Here is an 18,174-nt window from a genome sequence, read left to right as displayed (position 1 = left end):
CTCCCCGTTGTTCGTGTGTGGCGGGTGTGGCGATGGCTGTGGGGACTCATCATGCGGCGGCATGCTGCTGCGGCGCGTGCGCGGCGCGCGGGCATGGCCCGGAATCGGCGCAGACGGCGAGCTTCGCCTGGCCGGATCGGCCGGAAGGGGCCGGGCTCGTCTCCGGCCTCAAATGGTCGGGCGCGACGCTCGCCTACGCCTTTCCGGAGAGCGCGGCGGCCTATGCGGGCGGCGATGTGCATGAATACGGAGCGGGAGAGGCGGCGAACGGGTTCCGGCCGCTGAACGACGCGCAGGTCGAGGCGGCGCGGGCCGCCTTCGCGCAGTTCGCGGCGGTGAGCGGGCTCCGCTTCTTCGAGGCGACGGGCGCGGAGGCGGCGAATGCGCCGATCCGGCTCGCGCAGAGCGCGGCGCCGCTGACGGCCTGGGCCTATCTGCCCGCGACGGGCGAGGGCGGCGACGCCTGGTTCGGCACGGCCGCGGGCTTCTTCGAGGCGCCGCGGCAGGGCGACTACGCCTGGCATACCTTCCTCCACGAGATCGGCCATGCGCTCGGGCTCAAGCACGGGCACGAGACGCAGGGGCCCGGCGCCCTGCCCGCCGACCGCGATTCGATGGAATATTCGGTGATGACCTACCGCGCCTATCTCGGCGACGCGGTGGAGGGCGGCTACGCCAACGAGCGCTACGGCTTCGCGCAGACGCTGATGCAGGCGGATATCAGCGCGATCCAGCAGCTCTATGGCGCCAACTACGCCCACAACGCCGGCGACAACGTCTATCGCTGGAGCCCGGACACGGGCGAGATGTTCATCGACGGCGCGGGACAGGGCGCGCCGGGCGGGAACCGCATCTTCATGACGATCTGGGACGGCGGCGGGGAGGACTGGTTCGACCTCTCGAATTATGGCGGCGGCGTCTCCCTCGATCTCTCGCCCGGGGGCGCGAGCGTGTTCGAGGACGGACAGCGCGCCTGGCTCAACCGGCTCGAAGGCGGGGCGGAGGCGATCTTCGCCTCCGGCAACGTCTATCTCGCGGACTTGTTCGACGGCGATGAGCGCGCGCTGATCGAACATGCGCGGGGCGGGGCGGGGGACGATACGGTCTTCGGCAATGTCGCGGCGAACCGGCTGATCGGCGGCGCGGGCGACGACCTGCTGCGCGGCGCGGCCGGGGCGGACACGCTGCGGGGACAGGACGGCGAGGACCGGCTGGAGGGCGGTGACGGGCGCGACAGGGTCGCGGGAGGGGGCGGCGCCGATCACCTGTTCGGCGGCGTCGGGCCGGACATCCTGCGCGGCGGCGGCGGGGACGACACGCTCGAAGGCGGGGCCGGGCGCGACAGGCTGATCGGCGGCAGGGGCGACGACCTCTTCGTCTTCGCCCCGAGGGAGGGGCGCGACCTGATCCGCGGCTTCGACCCGGGAGAGGACGCGATCGACCTTTCCGCCTTCGACGCCGGCTTTGCGGAGCTTCGCATCCGGGCCGAGGGGCCGGACGCATTCCTGGCGCTGCCGGGTCTCAAGCTCGTTCTGAAGGGGGTGGATGCGGCGGCGCTGTCGGAGGACGATTTCCTGTTCTGAGCGCCCGCCGCGCGGAGGGCCGGCGCGGCCTTCAGCAGGCGCGCCTCCGACCGGGCTTCGACTCGCCCCGCTCCGCCTTCGCCGCTGAGACAGCGCCGGGAAAGCGGCAGCGGAGCATCCGCCGGCCCGAACCGTCACGACCGATCTTTACCGCTCCGCCCTCGACCCGGACGAAGCGGCGAACGAGCGCGAGGGCGAGGCCCTGCTCCTGCAATTCCTCGCCGACATCGTGCGCGCAGTCGACCACGAGGTCGCCCTTGTCGTCGCGCACCGAGAAACTGACGCCGCCGCCGGCTGCGGCCTTTGTCAGCGCGTCGAGCCCGAGGTTGAATATGATCTGGCGAAAGCGCAGGCGGCAGACGAGCGCGGCGTCCGGCGCGGCCTCGCGGGAAATCTCGATGCGCCGCCCGGCGCCGGCGCGGCGGCGGAGCAGGTCCGACACCTCCTCCACCGCCTCCGCGGGGTCGATCCGCTCCCGCGTATCCTCCGTCGCCTCGGGGCCGAAGGCGATGAGGTCCGCCATGCCGCGGATCGCCTCCAGCAGCTCGCGCGAGCCGTCCAGCACGCCGGAGACGTATTCCTTCTGCTGCTGCGTCAGCGGGCCGTAGCGTTCGGTCTCGAGCAGCTGGCCGAAGCCGAAGATCGAGTTGAGCGGCGTCCGCATCTGGTGCGAGAGCTGGTCGATCAGGGCGCTGCGCATCTCCTCCGCCTGTTCCAGCGCCTCGTTCCGCTCGCGGAGCGCGGCGGCGGCCTTTTCCGTCGCCGTCGCGTCGGAGAAGACGACGAGGGTCGCGCCGTCGGGCATCGGCGAGATCCGGGCGGAGAGCACGCGCCCGTCGCGGAGCGCGAAGCCCTCGGCGGCGGCCCGCCGCTCTCCGCCGCCGGAAGCGGCGCCGCGCAGCGCGTCCCAGAAGGCGTTGGGGCCGGATACGGCGGCGCATTCCGCGATCACCGCGTCCACATGCGCGCCCTCGGCCGGCTGTTCGGCGAAGCCCCAGATCCGGCGGAAGGCGCCGTTGGCGGTGCGGAGCCGGCCGTGCGGCCCGAAGATGGCGATGCCCTCCTCCAGGAGGTCCGCCGTCGCGTGGCGGGCCGCGCGCTCGGCCGCGTTGTCCCGCATCAGCGCGACGCGCTCCGTCACGTCCTCCAGGATCATGGCCAGCCCGCCCGAGGCGTGCGGGCGGAATACGACGAGGAAGGAGCGCCCGTCCGGCAGGTGCCAGCGTTCCTCGAACCCGGCGGTTCCCTCGGCCTCGGTCTGTTGCAGCAGCGCGTCGCGCCAGGCTGCGTAGTCCGCCTGCTCGGGCAGCGCGCGGCGGGCGCGCATCCGGTCGAGGAGGTCACGCAGGCCGGGCCGGCGGAGCAGCCAGTCCGCCTCCTCGCCGAAGAGCTCCGCAATCGCGGGGTTGTGCAGGGTGAGGCGCCGGTCGGCGTCGAAGATCATCAGCCCGACGCGCAGATGCGCGAAGGTTTCCGAGACGGTATGGACGAAGCGGCTCATCGCCCGCTCGGCCGCGATCGTGGGCGTCGCGTCGATGGCGACGAAGAGCCCGCCGGGCGCGCATACGAGATCGTATCCGCGATCCTCCGCCCCGGGGAGGGGGACGCGGCGGCGCGGCTCGCCAATCTCCGCGGCGGCGGCGGCGATCGAGGCGCGCGCCTCCTCCGCCAGGCCTCCGAGCCCGTAGTCGCGCCCGCCGGCTCGCCAGACGACGAGGCCGGCCGCGGCGCGCGCCGCCTCGAGGTCGGCCTCGGCCCGCTCCGCCGCCGCGGCCCGCCGCTCCGCCCGTTCGGCGCGCCGCCAGAGCGCCGTCCTGTCATGGAGGGAGATCGAGACGGAGAGGCCGGTGACGCTTCCGACCGCCTCGATCACGCGGCCGTCCTGCGTCTCCACCATTTCGCGAAACCCGGCGCCTTCGGCGCGGAGGCGCCTGATCGCGGAGTCGAGCGCGTCCCGACCTGCGGCGATGCGGGCGATCACGTCGTCAAGGGTCGATCCGGTCTCTTCCATCCCCAGAAGCGCGCGCGCCTCCGGGCCTAGGATCACGGAGTCGTCCTGCGCGACGCCGAACCACGGCGCGGGCGGCGGAGCGCCCGCCTGGACGAGGGGAGCGATCGAAAGGCCGAAGCTTCGCCCATCCTGTTTCTCAACCGGCGCGAGAGCGCGCCAGATGAGCGCCACGACAGCGGCCGCCATCCCCGCCAGAAAGAGAAGTCCAAGGAATTCAAGGCCAGAAATGCCCTGCATCGAGCGCCCCCACCCCCCGCGGACAAGTTCGACACAAGTGCTGCGCGATCCGCATCACTAAACCTATACGCGAATATACCCCAGAGTCAAACAACCGCTCCGGCGGCCCCCGCGGCTTTTTGCGCGGTCAGTCGGCCTGCGCGGCGAGGGCGATCCGGATCGCTTTCCGCATCGCGGTCGGGGCCGCCGCCAGCGCCTCGCCGGCGGGAAGATAGCGCGCCGCGGGCGCCGCGGGGCCGGCGGCCCAGAGCACGTCGAGCGTCAGCGAGAAATGGGTGAAGACGTGGCGCGCCGAGGCCTCCGCCCGCCGCCACGGGCCGGGGGCGGGCGCCGAGGCGGCCAGCGTCGCCTCGTCCGGCGGGTCGGCGCTCCATTCGGGGCCGGGAAGGCCGATCATGCCGCCGAGCAGGCCCTTTTCCGGCCGCGTGACGACGAGGAGCGCGCCGTCGCCTTCCCGGAAATGCGCGAAGACGACCCCGCGCCGCTCCGGCTTCGCGGCTTTCGGCGCCTTGCGGGGGAGCGAGGCGGCGAGGCCGCGCGCGCTCCCCTCGCAGAGCCCGGAGAGCGGGCAGAGGAGGCAGCGCGGCGCCCTCGGGGCGCAGATCGTCGCGCCGAGATCCATCATCGCCTGTGCGAAGTCGCCGGGCCGCGCCTCCGGGACCATCGCCTGCGCCGCGCGCGCGATCTCCGCCTTCGCGGCGGGGAGCGGCGCCTCGATCGCGCGGAGGCGGCTCACCACCCGCTCCACGTTCCCGTCCACCGCCGCGACGGGCCGGCCGAAGGCGATGGCGGCGATGGCGCCGGCGGTGTAGGCGCCGATCCCCGGCAGGGCGCGGAGCCCCTCCACAGTGTCCGGAAAGCGCCCGCCATGCGCCTCCGCCACCGCCTTCGCGCAGGCGTGGAGGTTCCGCGCGCGGGCGTAATAGCCGAGACCGGCCCATTCGCGGAGCACATCCTCCCGCGCCGCGGCGGCGAGGGCGCGCACGTCCGGCCAGAGCTCGGTGAAGCGGCGGAAATAGGGTTTCACGGTCGCCGCCACGGTCTGCTGCAGCATGATCTCGGAGAGCCAGACGCGATAGGGGTCGGGCGGCGGCGCGCCCGGCGGGGCGCGCCAGGGCAGGACGCGGGCGTTCGCGTCATACCAGGCGAGGAGGCGTCCGGCCTCACGCATCCGTGAGCGCGCGCGAGCGGGCGCGGCGGAAATCCCGCCTCCCCTTTTCCGCTCCGGTATGCGATGCAACGGGCATGAGCGAGGAGACAGCAGAACCGGCGCCGAAGCGCAAGGCGGAGCCGCCGCGGCGCCGCGCGGCGGGCTTCCTCTCCGCCGCATCGCTGACGCCTTCCGTGCTGCGCTCCGCGGGCGCGAAGCGCGGCTTCGCCGAACTGCGGCTCGTGACGGAATGGGAGGCGGTGGCCGGCGCGCGGCTCGCCGCGCTCTGCCGCCCGGTGAAGGTGAGCTATCGCGGCGGCGCGGGCCTCGGCGCGACGCTGGTGCTGGCCGCGCCGGGCGCGCGGGCGCCGGAGCTGGAGATGCTGGCGCCGGCGCTGATCGAGCGGGTGAACGCCTTCTACGGCTACCGCGCCGTCGCGCGGATCAGGATAGACCAGAGCGCGGCGGCGGCGGCGGAGGCGGCGCGGCCCCGCGCGGCGCCGCCGGAACCGGCGCTCGCGCCCGTTGACGGAATCGAGGACGAACGCCTCGCCCTTGCCCTCGCGCGCCTCGGCGCCAATGTCCGGGCCAGGGCCGCAGGCCGCATGGATGGAAGGACCACGGAATGACCTATCGCTCCACACGCCGCGAAGCGCTCGCGCTTGGCCTCGGCGCCGCCGCCCTCGCCGGGCTCCCGGCCTTCGCGCTGGAGGAAAAGGGCTATGCGCTCGGCGACGTCGTGATCGGCGACCCGGACGCGCCGGTGACGATCATCGAATACGCTTCGCTCACCTGCCCGCATTGCGCGAGCTTTCACGTGAACGCATGGCCGCAGATCAAGGCGGAGTATGTCGACACCGGGAAGGCGAAGTTCATCGTCCGTGAGGTCTACTTCGACCAGTTCGGCCTCTGGTCCGCCATGATCGCCCGCTGCGCCGGGACGGAGGGCTATCCGATGCTGATCGGCATGTTCCTCGAACGGCAGCGCGGCTGGTATCTCGACCATGTCGGGGCCTTCAACGAGACGAAGAACGCCGCGCCCATCATCGAGGAGATGATGAAGATCGGCCGGCTCGCCGGGCTTTCGAACGATCGGATGAACGCCTGCCTCGGCGACCAGGAGTTGCTGGAGCGCATGGTGGGGGATTTCCAGACCAATTCGGCGGCGGACGAGATCCGCTCCACGCCGACCTTCCTGATCAACGGCGAGGTCGTCAGCGGCTCCGTGCCGGCCGGGCAGATGGCCGAGGTGATCGAGCGGAAGCTGGCGGGCGGCTGAGGCTCAGACCGCCTCGCCGCGCATCAGCTTCGGCGCCGCGCCGCCCAGGCCGGAGGCGGCGCGCATGAACATGCGCTTGAGCCCCGGCGCCCGGTTCACGAGGCCGAGGCCGAGATCGCGGATCGCGCGGACGGGCGCAACGTCGTTCGAGAAGAGGCGGTTCAGCGCGTCCATCGAGAAGGCGAGCGCCGCGCTGTCGAACCGGCGCCATTGCTGGTAGCGGCGGAGGACGGCGATGTCCCCGATGTCCTCCCCCCGCCGCGCCGCCTCGGCCAGAACCTCCGCGAGCGCCGCGGCGTCCCTCAGCCCGAGATTCAGGCCCTGCCCCGCGATCGGATGCACGGCGTGCGCGGCGTCGCCCAGAAGCGCGACGCGCGGCGCGACGTATTCGTGCGCCAGCGAGAAGGAGAGCGGATAGGTCCAGCGGCCGCCTTCGAGCGCGAGCGGGCCGAGGAAATCGCCGAACCTCGCCTCAAGCTCCGCGAGATACTCCGCGTCCGGCAGGGCGTGGATGCGCGCGGCCTCTGCGCGCCGCTCCGTCCAGACAAGGGAGGCGCGGTTTCCGCGCAGGGGCAGGATCGCGAAGGGGCCGGCGGGGAGGAACAGCTCGTGCGCGACGCCGTGATGCGGCTCCGCGAAGGAGACGGCGGAGACCATGCCGGCCTGCGGATAGTCCCACGCGATGCGGCCGATCCCGGCGGCGGCGCGGAGCGGACTCTCCCGCCCGTCCGCGGCGACGACGAGGCGCGCGGAAAGCGCCGACCCGTCGGCAAGCCGGGCGACGGCCCTGCCCTGCCCGGCCTCGACCGAGACGACGCGCGCGCCGTGGCGGAGCGCGTCCCCCAGCGCGGCGAAGGCGGCGGGGCGGAGATGGCGATCCTCCACCATGCAGCCGAAGCCGGCTCCGGCGATCTCCCGATGGTCGAAATGGAGGAAGAGGGGCGACGCGCCCTCGGAGACGCGGCCGTCGGAGACGAGAATGTCCCGCATCGGCTCCGCCTCCGCCTCGATCGCGGGCCAGACCCCGACGCCGCGCCAGAAGTTCACCGAGCCCGGCGGCGTGGAATAGGCGCGGCCGTCGAACGCCGCGCCCGGCTGCGGCGCAGGCCCGGCGTCGAGCACGAGCGGGGCGAGGCCCGCCGCCTTCAGCGCCAGCCCGGCCGCCGCCCCGGCGAGCCCGCCGCCGGCGACGATCACGTCGCAATCGAGAGCGTTCATCATGGCTTCTATATCGGCGCGGGGCGCGCCATTGTCCACGCGGCCGGGTGCGGCGGATCGAACGAGGGGAAAGATGACCGAACTGACATTCCTGAGCGCGGCGGAGACCGGGCGGCGGATCGAGACGGGCGCGCTCGACCCGCGGGACGCGGCGGAGGCCTATCTCGCCGCCATCGAGGCCCATCCGGCGCGCGATGCGATCTACGCCCGGACGACGCCGGAGCGCGCGCGGGCGGAGGCCGCTTCGGCGGCGGCGCGGGCGAAGGCGGGGCTGCGCCGCTCCCCGCTCGACGGCGTGCCGATCTCCTGGAAGGATCTCTTCGACAGTGCGGGCGTCGCCACCGAGGCGGGTTCGGCCATGCTGAAGGGGCGGGTCCCGGCGCGGGACGCGCGGGTCCTGGCCAATGCGACGCGGCAGGGGCTCGTCTGCCTCGGCAAGACGCACATGACGGAGCTGGCCTTTTCCGGCCTCGGGCTCAACCCGGCGACGGGGACGCCGCCCAATGTCTTCGATCCGGCGCAGGCGCCCGGCGGCTCCTCCTCCGGCGCCGCGGCCTCGACCGCCTTCGGGCTCGCAGCCGCCGGGATCGGCTCGGACACCGGGGGCTCGGTGCGCGTTCCCGCCTGCTGGAACGGGCTCGTCGGGCTCAAGACGACGCATGGCTGGCTCCCGGACGAGGGCGTCGTGCTCCTTTGCGAGGGGTTCGACACGATCGGCCCGCTCTGCCGCTCGGTGGAGGACGCTTCGCTCATTGCGAGCGCGATGGCGGGGGAGCGGGCGCCCGACCTCGCGGGCGCGACGGTTTCGGGCGCGCGGCTCGCCGTGCTGGAGACCGTGGCGCTCGGCGAGGAATGCCGGGACGCGCCGCGCGCCGCCTTCGAGGCGGCGGTCGCCGCGCTCGCCCGCGCCGGGGCGCATGTCGAGCGGATCGAGGCTCCGGAAGTGGCGGCCGCCATGCCGCTCTCGCCCGCGCTCTTCACGGGAGAGGCCTGGGCGGAATGGGGGGCGATGATCGAGGAGCGGGGCGACGTGATGTTCGCCCCGGTGCGGGAGCGGTTCCGCTCCGGCGCGGCGATCAGCGCGTCGGACTACCTCCGCGCCTGGCGGAAGCTGAAGGCGATCCGCGCGGAATGGGCGGCCCGCGTCGCGGCCTATGACGCGGTGCTGATCCCCTCCTGCCCGATCCTGCCGCCGGAGACGGCGCGGCTGATGTCCGATCTCGACTTCTTCGCGGCGGAGAACCTGCTGACGCTCCGCAACACGCGGATCGGCAACCTGCTCGGCCTTTCGGCGCTGACGCTGCCGACGACGACGCCCTCGACCGGGATCATGCTGATGGGCAAGCCCTTCGGCGAGGCGGCGCTCTGCCGGATCGGGGCGGCGGCGGCCGTGGCGCTGGAACGCTAGGGCGATGCGGCTGACGCCAGATTATCCTCCGGTCTGGCTCGCGGGCTCCATGGCGGCGATGTGGGGCCTTTCCCGCCTCGCGCCCTGGCCGGCATGGGAGGGGGCGGCGGCGCTCTGGGCCGGGCGGGCGCTGATCCTCGCGGCCTTGCTCGTGATGATCTGGGCCGCGCTGGAGTTCCGGCGGGCGCGGACGACCATCGTGCCGCACGAGGCGCCGTCCGCGCTCGTCACGTCGGGGCCGTTCCGCTTCAGCCGCAACCCGATCTATGCGGCGGATGCGGCGATCCTCCTCGGCTGGGGGCTCAGCCTCGGGGCGCTCCTGCCTTTCGCGGTCGTCCCCGTCTTCGTCTGGGTGATCGGAGCGCGGTTCATCCGCGGCGAGGAGGCGCGGCTCCGCGCGGCCTTTCCGGAGGCGTTCGCGGCCTGGGCCGCGCGGACGCGCCGCTGGCTCTGAAGCGAGGGCGTCATTCCTCCGTCAACCCGAATCGGCGATGATGCGGACATGCCCGCCGCCTTCGCCTTCGCCGTCTCCTTCGTCATGGCGCCGCTGCTCGTCGCGGCGGCGCTCTGGGGTTCGTGGTGGCTGATCGGGCCGGCGGTCTATGGCTGGGTCGTCGTCTCGCTGCTCGACCGGGCGCTCGGCAAGGCGGAAGACGACGCGCCGGAGGAGGCGCCGGAGGCGGCCCTCTTCTGGCACCGGTTCGTGACATGGGCCTGGGTTCCGGTCCAGCTCGCGCTCATCGCCTTCTGCCTCTTCGCCGCGACGCGATGGCTCTCGACCGCGGAGGCGATTCTGCTGATGTCCGGGCTCGGGATCGCGACGGGGGGAATCGGGATCACCTATGCGCATGAGCTGATCCATTCGCGCCGGCGCTTCGAGCGGGCGCTGGGCGAGATCCTGCTCGTCACGGTCGGCTACGGCCATTTCGCCACGGAGCATCTGGCGAATCACCATGTCCATGTCGCGACGCCGAAGGACCCGGTGACGGCGCGCTATGGCGAGGGATTCTGGCGCTTCCTTCTCCGCGCCGTCCGGGGGACTGCGCGCTCGGCCTGGGAGATCGACCGGGCGCGGCGGCTCCGGCGGGGGCGGCGGTTCCTCCACTGGTCCAATCCCTGGGCGCGGCACGGCGCGGGAACGGCGCTGCTTTTCCTCGTCGCATGGGGGATCGGGGGATGGGCTGCGCTCGGCCTCTGGGCGATTCAGGCTTCGGTCGCGATCCTCCAGCTCGAGGCGGTGAACTATGTGGAGCATTACGGGCTGACGCGGAAGCATCTCGGCGGCGGGCGGTTCGAGCCCGCGGGGCCGCATCACAGCTGGAACGCCGCGCAGCGGATGACGAATTTCCTGCTCATCAACCTCCAGCGCCATTCCGACCATCACGTGAAGCCGGACCGGCGCTTTCCGCTCCTCCGCTCCTGGCCGGAGGAGGCGGCGCCGCAACTGCCCTACGGCTATCCGCTCATGGTGCTGCTCGCGATGACGCCGCCGCTCTGGTTCCGGGTCATGAACCGCCGGGTGAAGGCCTGGCGGCGGCGGCATTATCCCGAGATTTCGGACTGGGCGCCCTATCGAAGCGGCGCGCATCCGGGCCGATCCGCGGCCCTTTAGGCGAAAGCCGCGGCTTTCTTTAACCGGGCGGTCGCGCGGCGGCGTTAGTCTGAAGGCGGGTGACGGTTTCTGTGGGGTGTTTCGATGGACGATGCAGGCGCGAACGGGGCCGGGGGCTCCTTCTCTCTGACCGGGTCGGCGGCGTTGGCCGTCCTCTCCGCGCTGGCGGTCGCGCCTGCGGCGATCTCGGGCGCGCCGGAGGCGCTGGCGATGGGGGCCGGGGCGCTCGGCCTCGCAGCCTTCCTCCAGTTCCGGGTGATCGGCCCGCTCGCCCGGCGGGCGGATGCGGCCGAGGCGGCGGCGGCGGACATGACCGAGCGGCTGGCGCATATCGAGACCCATGATCCGGAGACGGGCCTGCCCAACGCCCGCGCGATGGCCGCGCATCTCGACCTCGCGCTGGCGGCTTCGGCGCGGAGCGGGCGGCGGGTGGGCGTCTGCCAGCTCGACCTCACCGGGCTTCGCCGCGTCGCGGAGCTGCACGGCCGGGAGGCGGGGGAGACGGCGCTCCGCCGCGCCGCCGGGCTGATCCGCATGGAGACGCGAAAGGGCGACCTCGTGGCGCGCACGGGGCCGACCTCCTTCTGCATCGTCTCCATGAACGTCTCCAACGAGGCCGAGGCGGAGGCGATGGCCGCGCGGCTTTCCCGCGCCGTGCGCACGCCCTTCGCCGTCGGCTCCGCCACGGCGGAGATCGGCTGCGCCGCCGGGATCGTCCTCGGCCCGCTTGGCGAGGCGGACGGCGAGCGGCTCGCGGTCGAGGCCGCCGCCGCGGCGCGCGCCGCGCGCGAGACGGGCGGGAACCATGCGCTCTTCACCCCGGCGCTCAAGGCGCGGATGGAGACGGATGCGCAGCTGCGGGACGAGCTCTCCGCCGCGCTGGACGAAGGGCGGATCGAGCCTTGGTTCCAGCCCCAGATCCGTCTTTCGGACGGCGTGGTGACGGGGGCGGAGGCGCTGGCGCGCTGGATCCATCCCGAACGCGGCGTGCTTGCGCCCGGGGCCTTCTTTCCCGTGGCGGAGGAAGCCGGGCTGATGGACCGGATCGACGAGACCATCCTCGACCGCGCGCTCGATTCGCTCGTCTCCTGGCGGCGGCGCGGGCTCGAGGTTCCTCTCGTCGGCGTCAACGTCAACGCGGGGCGGCTGGCGGACGGCTTTCTCGCCGAGCGGATCAAGTGGGCGCTGGAGGCGCGCGACCTCGAACCCGGCGATCTCGCCGTCGAGGTGATCGAGAGCGTCCTGATCGGCGAGCGGGATGACGATATCGTGCGCTCGATCCAGGCGCTGGCGCGGATCGGCGTCCGCATCGACATCGACGATTTCGGCACCGGCCACGCCTCCATCGCCTCGCTGAAGCGGGTGAAGGTGGACCGGATCAAGATCGACCGGGGCTTCATCAGCGGCATCGACGTGGACGACCGGCAGGAAAAGGTTGCGCGGGCGATGGTGGAGATGGCGAAGGGCCTTGGCATCGCCGCGCTCGCGGAGGGGGTGGAGACGCCGGGCGAGCGCGCGAAGCTGCTCGCCATCGGCTGCGCCGAGGCGCAGGGCTTCGGCATCGCCCGCCCGATGCCGGCCGAGGCGCTGGCCGAATGGCTTCGCGCCGCCCGCGCGGAGCGTCTCAGCGCCTGAACGGGGCGGACGCCCTTCCGCCGCCCGCGCTTCGGCCCTATGCCTTTCGAAACAACGAGAGCGCGAAGGGCGGAGCGATGTTCGAGACGGGATGCGACGAGACGGAGCGGGCGCTGATCGGGGAGGCGCGGCGCTTCGCCGAGGAGCGCCTCGCCCCCGTGATCGAGGACTGGGAGGCGCGGCGCGCCATGCCGGAGGCGCTGCTGCGCGAGGCGGCGGGGCGGTTCGGCGGGCTGCTCGCGCCCGAGGCGATGGGCGGGCGCGGCGCGCGGGTCCGGGTCGCGGCGTCCGTGCTGGCGGCGCTGGCGCGGGCGGATCTCGCCTTCGGCTTCAGCCTCGTCGTGCATATCAACCTCGCCGCGGCGCTGTCGCGGGGCGGCACGGAGGAACAGCGCGCGCGCTACCTGCCGGCGCTCCTCTCGGGCGAGACCATCGGGGCCTTCTGCCTCACCGAGCCCGAAACGGGCAGCGACGCCGCGTCGATCTCCACCGCGGCGCGGCCCGAAGGCGCGGGCTGGCGGCTCGACGGGGAAAAGGCCTGGGTGACGAACGCCGCCTGCGCCGGGCTCTTCAACGTCTTCGCGCGGGCGGGCGAAGGGCCGGGCGGCAAGGCGATGGGCTCCTTCCTCGTGGAGCGGGGCGATTCCGGGCTCGAGATCGGGCCGGCCTATGCGATGCTCGGCTGCCATGTGATGGGCGCGGGCGGGTTGACGCTCTCGGGCGTCCGGGTCGGGCCTGACCGGGCCTTCGCGCCGGTCGGCGAAGGGTTCCGCGCGGCGATGCGGGGGATCGACCTCGCGCGCGTGCTCCTTTCCGCGATGTGCTGCGCGATTCTCGACGACGCCATCGAGACGGCGCGCCGCTCCGCCGCGTCGCGCCGCGCCTTCGGCGCGCCGACGCTCGACCGGCAGGGCGTGCTCTTCCCCCTCGCCGATGCGGCGACGGCGCTTCGCGCTGCGCAGCTGCTGACGGAGGAGGCGATCGGGCTTCTCGATTCGGGCGGGGATGCGCGGCTCGCCGCCGCCCATGCGAAGAAGGCGTCCACCCGCGCCGCCTTCACGGGGATCGCCGCGGCGATGCAGGCGATGGGCGGGCTCGGCTTCCGCCGGGAAAGCCGGCTGCCGCGGCATCTCGAAGCGGCGAAGATGGCGGAATATCTGGACGGGACGACCGAGATCCAGAACGTCGTGATCGGGCGCGCGCTCGCCCGGACATGAAGAAAAACCCGCCGGGCGCAGGGCCCGGCGGGAGGTGTGGGCCGCAGCAGGGGCCCCAGGCGAGGGATGGGAGGATCAGGCGGACATTTCCGCCCTGATCTGCTGGCGCAGCACGTCGATCGGCACGCGCGCGCCGTCCTTCCGGAAATGCCAGTAGGTCCAGCCGTTGCAGGAGGGCGCGCCCTCCACCGCGGCGCCGACCTGGTGGATCGAGCCCGAGGCGGCGGCGCTGACGAGGGAGCCGTCGGCGCGCACCTTGGCGGTGTGGCGGCCGTTATGGCTCTCCAGCACGGAGCCCGGGGCGAGCATCCGCCGCTCGACCACGGCGCCGAAGGGCACGCGCGGCTCCTTCCGCTTCGAGGCGGTGACCAGCACGGCGTCCGCCGAGGCGGGCTCCACGGCGGCGATGCGGGCGCGGGCGGCTTCGATATAGCCCTTGTCGCGCTCGATCCCGATCCAGCGGCGGCCGAGCCGCTTCGCTGCGGCGCCCGTCGTCCCCGTTCCGAAGAAGGGGTCCAGCACCACGTCGCCCGGCTGGGTCGAGGCGAGGAGGATGCGGTGGAGCAGCGCCTCCGGCTTCTGTGTGGGGTGGGCCTTCTGGCCCGCGGCGTCCTTGAGGCGTTCGGCCCCGGAGCAGATGGGGAACTCCCAGTCGGAGCGCATCTGCACGCCGTCGTTCATCGCCTTCATGGCGTCATAGTTGAAGCAGTACTTCGCGGCTTCCGAGCGCGCGGCCCAGATCAGCGTCTCGTGCGCGTTGGTGAGGCGCTTGCCGCGGAAGTTCGGCATCGGGTTCGACTTCCGCCAGACGACGTCGTTCAGCACCCAGAAGCCCTGGTCCTGCAGGGCCGCGCCGACGCGGAAGATGTTGTGATAGGAGCCGATCACCCAGAGCGCGCCGTCCGGCTTCAGCACGCGGCGGGCGGCGGCCAGCCAGTCCCGCGTGAAGCGGTCATAGGCGGCGAAGCCGTCGAACCGGTCCCATTCGTCGTCCACCGCGTCCACAAGCGAATTGTCGGGGCGGTGCAGTTCCCCCTTCAGCTGAAGGTTGTAGGGCGGGTCGGCGAAGACGAGATCGACCGAAGCGGCGGGGAGCGCGTTCATCGCGGCGATGCAGTCGCCCTCGATCACGCAATCCGAGGGCAGGGCGCCCTTCGTTTCGCTGTATCCGATCATCCCCGCGCCCTCCTGGCGAATCGCCGTTGAGGGCCAACATGAGTCATGGAATCATAAGCGTCAATAACTGTTTTGAATCAATGATCTCTGAGGTTTTCTTCACACAAGATGTTGAGTATGGGGCGAAAGGACCTACGATGATGTGGTGTGACGCCCTGCGCCCGGAGCGCGGCGAGATGGGCCGGAACGCCGTAGCCCGCGTTCCGCTCCCACCCGTAGCCGGGGTGGAGGGCGGCGAGGGCGGCCATGATCCTGTCCCGCTCCACCTTGGCGACGATGGAGGCGGCGGCGACGGAGAGCGCCCGCGCATCGCCTTTCACCAGCGCCGCCGCCGGGCAGGGCAGGCCCGGGGGCGTGCGGTTGCCGTCGATCAGGGCGAAGCCCGCGGGGCGCGGCAGCGCCGCGAGCGCGCGGCGCATGGCGAGATCGGCGGCGCGGAGGATGTTGAGCCGGTCGATCTCCTCCACGCTCGCGACGCCGAGGCCGATCTCCGCCGTCTCCCGCAAGGCGGAGAGAAGGGCCTCGCGCCGGGGGGCGGAGAGCTTCTTCGAATCGTTCAGGCCCGGCGGGATGCGCGCCGGATCGAGGATCACGGCGGCGGCGACGACGGGCCCCGCCCAGGGGCCGCGCCCGGCCTCGTCCACCCCGGCGACGGGGCTGGCGGGGGCGGCTTCCTCATGCCGGAAATCAGGTTCGCTCATGAGCCCTTCATAGCGGGGCGTGGCGATTTCGTCATGGAAAGCCGCGCGCGCTTCGGCTAACGCGGGGGAAGCCAAAGGAGCCGAAATGAGCCGGAAGCCGCGCGTCGCCCTCTTCGTCACCTGCCTCGTGGACATGTTCCGGCCTTCCGTCGGCTTCGCCTCCGTCGCGCTGCTGACCGAGGCGGGATGCGAGGTCGAGGTTCCCGCGGCGCAGACCTGCTGCGGCCAGCCGGCGTACAATTCCGGCGACAGGGAGACGGCGAAGCGGCTCGCCCGCTCCGTCATCGCCGCCTTCGAGGGCTACGACCATGTCGTCGGTCCTTCGGGGAGCTGCATGGGCACGCTGGTGAAGGATTATCCGGCGATGTTCGAGGGGGAGCCGGCCTGGGCCGCGCGCGCCCGCGCGCTCACCGCGAAGAGCCATGAGATCACTTCGTTCCTCGTGGACGTGATGGGCTTCACGCCCACGGACATGAAATTCGCCGGCGCCGTCACCTATCACGATTCCTGCTCGGGCCTCCGCGGGCTCGGCGTGCAGGCGCAGCCGCGCAAGCTCCTCGGCGCGGTCGAGGGGCTGGAGCTGAAGGAGATGAAGGACCCTGACGTCTGCTGCGGCTTCGGCGGCACGTTCTGCGTCAAGTATCCGGACATCTCCGCCAAGATGGCGGGGGACAAGACGGCGAACATCGCCGCGACCGGGGCGGGGACGATCCTCGCCGGGGACCTCGGCTGCCTGATGAACATGGCGGGCAAGCTGAGCCGGGAGGGCAAGCCGGTTAAGGCGCGCCATGTCGTCGAGGTGCTGGCGGGCATGACGGACGGGCCCGCGATCGGGGAGGGACGGGAATGACCGCGCATGAGCCCACGAGCCGCCTCTTCAAGGAGAACGTGAAGGCGGCGATGGCCGACCCGAACCTCCAGAAGGCGATGAAGAACGCCGGGGAGGGTTTCGTCGGCAAGCGCCGCGTCGCCGCCGGCGGGGTGCCGGAATTCGACGCGATCCGCGATGCGGCGCGGGACCTGAAGAACCATGTCCTCGGCCATCTCGACCTCTATCTCGCGGCTTACGAGGAAAAGGTCACGGCGGCGGGCGGGCATGTCCACTGGGCCGAGACGGCGGAGGACATGCGGCGGATCGTGCTCGAGATCTGCCGCTCGGTCGACGCCAAGACGGTGAACAAGGGCAAGACGATGATCTCCGAGGAGGCGGGGATCAACGACTGGCTGGAGGCGAACGGGATCAGGCCGGTCGAGACCGATCTCGGCGAATACATCATCCAGCTGCGCGGCGAGGCGCCCTCCCACATCATCGCCCCGGCGATCCATGTGACGTCGGACGAGGTGGAGGCGCTGTTCCGCGAGCGGCACACGCATCTGCCGGCGGACCGGAACCTTTCCGAGCTTTCATCGATGCTCTCGGAGGCGCGGACGATCCTCCGCCAGAAATATTTCGAGGCGGAGGTGGGGATCACCGGCGCCAACATGCTGATCGCGGAGACGGGGCAGAGCATCATCGTCACCAACGAGGGCAACGGCGACCTTTCGCAATCGCTGCCGAAGGTGCACATCGTGCTCGCCTCGCTGGAGAAGATCGTGCCGACGATGGAGGACGCGGCGACCGTGCTGCGCGTCCTCGCCCGCTCCGCCACGGGGCAGGACATGTCGGTCTACACCACGCTCTCCAGCGGCCCGCGCCGGGCGGAGGACCCGGACGGGCCGGAGCAGTATCACGTCATCCTGCTCGACAACGGGCGGACGGAGATGGTCGGCACCGAGTTCCAGGAGATGCTGCGCTGCATCCGCTGCGGCGCCTGCATGAACCATTGCCCGGTCTATCAGGCGGTGGGCGGGCACGCCTATGGCTGGGTCTATCCCGGCCCGATGGGCGCGGTGCTGACGCCCTCGCTGATCGGCGTGGAGGAGGGCGGCATGCTGCCGAACGCCTCCACCTTCTGCGGGCGGTGCGAGGCGGTCTGCCCCATGCGCATCCCGCTGCCGAAGATGATGCGCCACTGGCGGGAGCGGGAATTCGAGCGGAACCTCTCGCCGAAGGCGGCGCGATACGGGCTGAAGTTCTGGGCCGCCTTCGCGGAGCGGCCCGCGCTCTACCGGCTCGCCACGCGGGCGGCGGTCTTCGCGCTCGGGCTCATGGGGCGCAAGCGCGGGCGCTTCGCGAAGCTGCCGCTCGCAGGCGGCTGGACGGCGCAGCGGGATTTCCCGGCGCCCGAGGGCGGCACGTTCATGGCGGCCTGGGCGAAGGCGCAGAAGGTGAAGGGCGCACGATGAGCGCGCGGGACCGGATCCTCGCCCGGCTCGCCTCCCGCCTCTCCACGGGAGCCGACAGGGACGCCGCCGTCTCCGCCCGGCTGGCCGGGGAGCGGCCCGAGACGCCGCGCCCGATGCAGAGCCGCACGACGCCGGAGGAGCGGGTCGAGGCCTTCATCGCCCGCGCCGTGAAGGCGGATGCGACGACGAGCCGGATCGGCGCGATGGCGGACCTTCCCGCTGCGCTGGCGGAGGAGCTTCGCCGCCGCAATCTCGGCCCCTCGGTGCGCGCCGGATCGGACCCGGCCTTGGCCGCGCTCGACTGGGGCGGCGTGGAGGTTAGCCGCGGGGTCGGGCGGATCGAGGAGCCGGCGACGCTTTCCGTGGCGCCCTACGGGCTGGCGGAGACGGGCTCGCTCGCCTTCTGCTCCGGCCCGGACAACCCGGTGACGCTGACCTTCCTCGGGGAGACGCATTTCGCCGTCGTCCGGGCGGAGGACATCCATGCCGGGTTCGAGGAGCTGTTCGCCGCGCATCGCGGCTCGGGGCGCGACCCTCGGACGCTGAACTTCGTCACCGGCCCCTCCCGCTCCGCCGATATCGGGCAGACGCTCCAGCTCGGCGCGCACGGGCCGGTGGCGCTGCACATCTTCGTGGTGGGAGAGTAGGGCCTGTTTTTCGC

16 protein-coding genes are annotated in these 18,174 nt (G+C 72.4%); 11 read left to right on the top strand and 5 right to left on the bottom strand.

Annotated features, from left to right (window positions below):
• Positions 1-32: 32 nt before the first annotated feature.
• Positions 33-1,583, top strand: coding sequence for a M10 family metallopeptidase (locus ACE37J_RS04770; protein WP_409707824.1), 1,551 nt, complete (start codon positions 33-35; stop codon positions 1,581-1,583).
• 31 nt (positions 1,584-1,614) lie between these two features.
• Here the strand turns inward: ACE37J_RS04770 and ACE37J_RS04765 are convergent, their stop codons facing one another.
• Positions 1,615-3,780, bottom strand: a complete 2,166-nt coding sequence (locus ACE37J_RS04765; protein ID WP_409707821.1) for a PAS-domain containing protein — start codon at positions 3,778-3,780, stop codon at positions 1,615-1,617.
• A gap of 178 nt (positions 3,781-3,958) precedes the next feature.
• The gene (gene mutY, locus ACE37J_RS04760) at positions 3,959-5,002 is read right to left on the bottom strand and encodes an A/G-specific adenine glycosylase (protein WP_409707818.1); all 1,044 of its coding nucleotides are present in this window, start codon (positions 5,000-5,002) and stop codon (positions 3,959-3,961) included.
• Between the two features lie 74 nt (positions 5,003-5,076).
• Between mutY and ACE37J_RS04755 the strand changes: the two genes are divergently transcribed.
• Complete coding sequence (locus ACE37J_RS04755) at positions 5,077-5,610, top strand: DUF721 domain-containing protein (RefSeq protein ID WP_409707815.1); 534 nt, start codon at positions 5,077-5,079, stop codon at positions 5,608-5,610.
• Positions 5,607-6,260, top strand: coding sequence for a DsbA family protein (locus tag ACE37J_RS04750; protein ID WP_409707812.1), 654 nt, complete (start codon positions 5,607-5,609; stop codon positions 6,258-6,260). The genes ACE37J_RS04755 and ACE37J_RS04750 overlap by 4 nt, the downstream gene beginning before the upstream one ends.
• 3 nt (positions 6,261-6,263) lie before the next feature.
• Here ACE37J_RS04750 and ACE37J_RS04745 read toward each other — a convergent pair whose 3' ends face one another.
• Entirely contained in the window at positions 6,264-7,481 is a 1,218-nt protein-coding gene (locus tag ACE37J_RS04745) for an FAD-dependent monooxygenase (protein WP_409707809.1), read from the bottom strand.
• 70 nt (positions 7,482-7,551) lie between these two features.
• On the opposite strand from ACE37J_RS04745, the gene ACE37J_RS04740 reads away from it, so the two are divergent.
• From ACE37J_RS04740 to ACE37J_RS04720, 5 genes are all read left to right on the top strand, one after another.
• On the top strand, positions 7,552-8,886 hold the full coding sequence (locus ACE37J_RS04740; protein WP_409707806.1) for an amidase: 1,335 nt from the start codon (positions 7,552-7,554) through the stop codon (positions 8,884-8,886).
• A gap of 4 nt (positions 8,887-8,890) precedes the next feature.
• Positions 8,891-9,340 carry a methyltransferase family protein gene (locus tag ACE37J_RS04735; RefSeq protein ID WP_409707803.1) on the top strand — a complete coding sequence of 150 codons (450 nt, stop codon included), beginning with the start codon at positions 8,891-8,893 and terminating at the stop codon, positions 9,338-9,340.
• Between the two features lie 48 nt (positions 9,341-9,388).
• Positions 9,389-10,498, top strand: coding sequence for an alkane 1-monooxygenase (locus ACE37J_RS04730; RefSeq protein ID WP_409707800.1), 1,110 nt, complete (start codon positions 9,389-9,391; stop codon positions 10,496-10,498).
• Between the two features lie 84 nt (positions 10,499-10,582).
• On the top strand, positions 10,583-12,133 hold the full coding sequence (locus ACE37J_RS04725) for a putative bifunctional diguanylate cyclase/phosphodiesterase (protein WP_409707797.1): 1,551 nt from the start codon (positions 10,583-10,585) through the stop codon (positions 12,131-12,133).
• Between the two features lie 77 nt (positions 12,134-12,210).
• The gene (locus ACE37J_RS04720; protein ID WP_409707794.1) at positions 12,211-13,350 is read left to right on the top strand and encodes an acyl-CoA dehydrogenase family protein; all 1,140 of its coding nucleotides are present in this window, start codon (positions 12,211-12,213) and stop codon (positions 13,348-13,350) included.
• Positions 13,351-13,425: 75 nt separating this feature from the next.
• Here ACE37J_RS04720 and ACE37J_RS04715 read toward each other — a convergent pair whose 3' ends face one another.
• A complete protein-coding gene (locus ACE37J_RS04715) occupies positions 13,426-14,526 on the bottom strand; it encodes a site-specific DNA-methyltransferase (protein ID WP_409707791.1) in 1,101 nt (366 codons plus the stop codon).
• Between the two features lie 77 nt (positions 14,527-14,603).
• On the bottom strand, positions 14,604-15,227 hold the full coding sequence (locus tag ACE37J_RS04710) for a ribonuclease HII (RefSeq protein WP_409707788.1): 624 nt from the start codon (positions 15,225-15,227) through the stop codon (positions 14,604-14,606).
• Positions 15,228-15,312: 85 nt separating this feature from the next.
• Here ACE37J_RS04710 and ACE37J_RS04705 point away from each other — a divergent pair, with 85 nt between their 5' ends.
• The 3 genes from ACE37J_RS04705 to ACE37J_RS04695 are packed head-to-tail and all read left to right on the top strand — an operon-like array spanning position 15,313 to position 18,160.
• A complete protein-coding gene (locus ACE37J_RS04705) occupies positions 15,313-16,077 on the top strand; it encodes a (Fe-S)-binding protein (protein ID WP_409707785.1) in 765 nt (254 codons plus the stop codon).
• The gene (locus ACE37J_RS04700; RefSeq protein WP_409707782.1) at positions 16,074-17,513 is read left to right on the top strand and encodes a LutB/LldF family L-lactate oxidation iron-sulfur protein; all 1,440 of its coding nucleotides are present in this window, start codon (positions 16,074-16,076) and stop codon (positions 17,511-17,513) included. The genes ACE37J_RS04705 and ACE37J_RS04700 overlap by 4 nt, the downstream gene beginning before the upstream one ends.
• Positions 17,510-18,160 (top strand): lactate utilization protein C, encoded by a 651-nt coding sequence (locus ACE37J_RS04695; RefSeq protein ID WP_409707779.1) that lies wholly within the window; start codon positions 17,510-17,512, stop codon positions 18,158-18,160. The genes ACE37J_RS04700 and ACE37J_RS04695 overlap by 4 nt, the downstream gene beginning before the upstream one ends.
• Positions 18,161-18,174 lie beyond the last annotated feature (14 nt).

This window comes from Pikeienuella sp. (assembly GCF_046290545.1).
Taxonomy (GTDB): Bacteria; Pseudomonadota; Alphaproteobacteria; order Rhodobacterales; family Rhodobacteraceae; genus Pikeienuella.
Note: the sequence above shows the minus strand (reverse complement) of the source record. Positions and strands in the feature narration are given on the sequence as shown.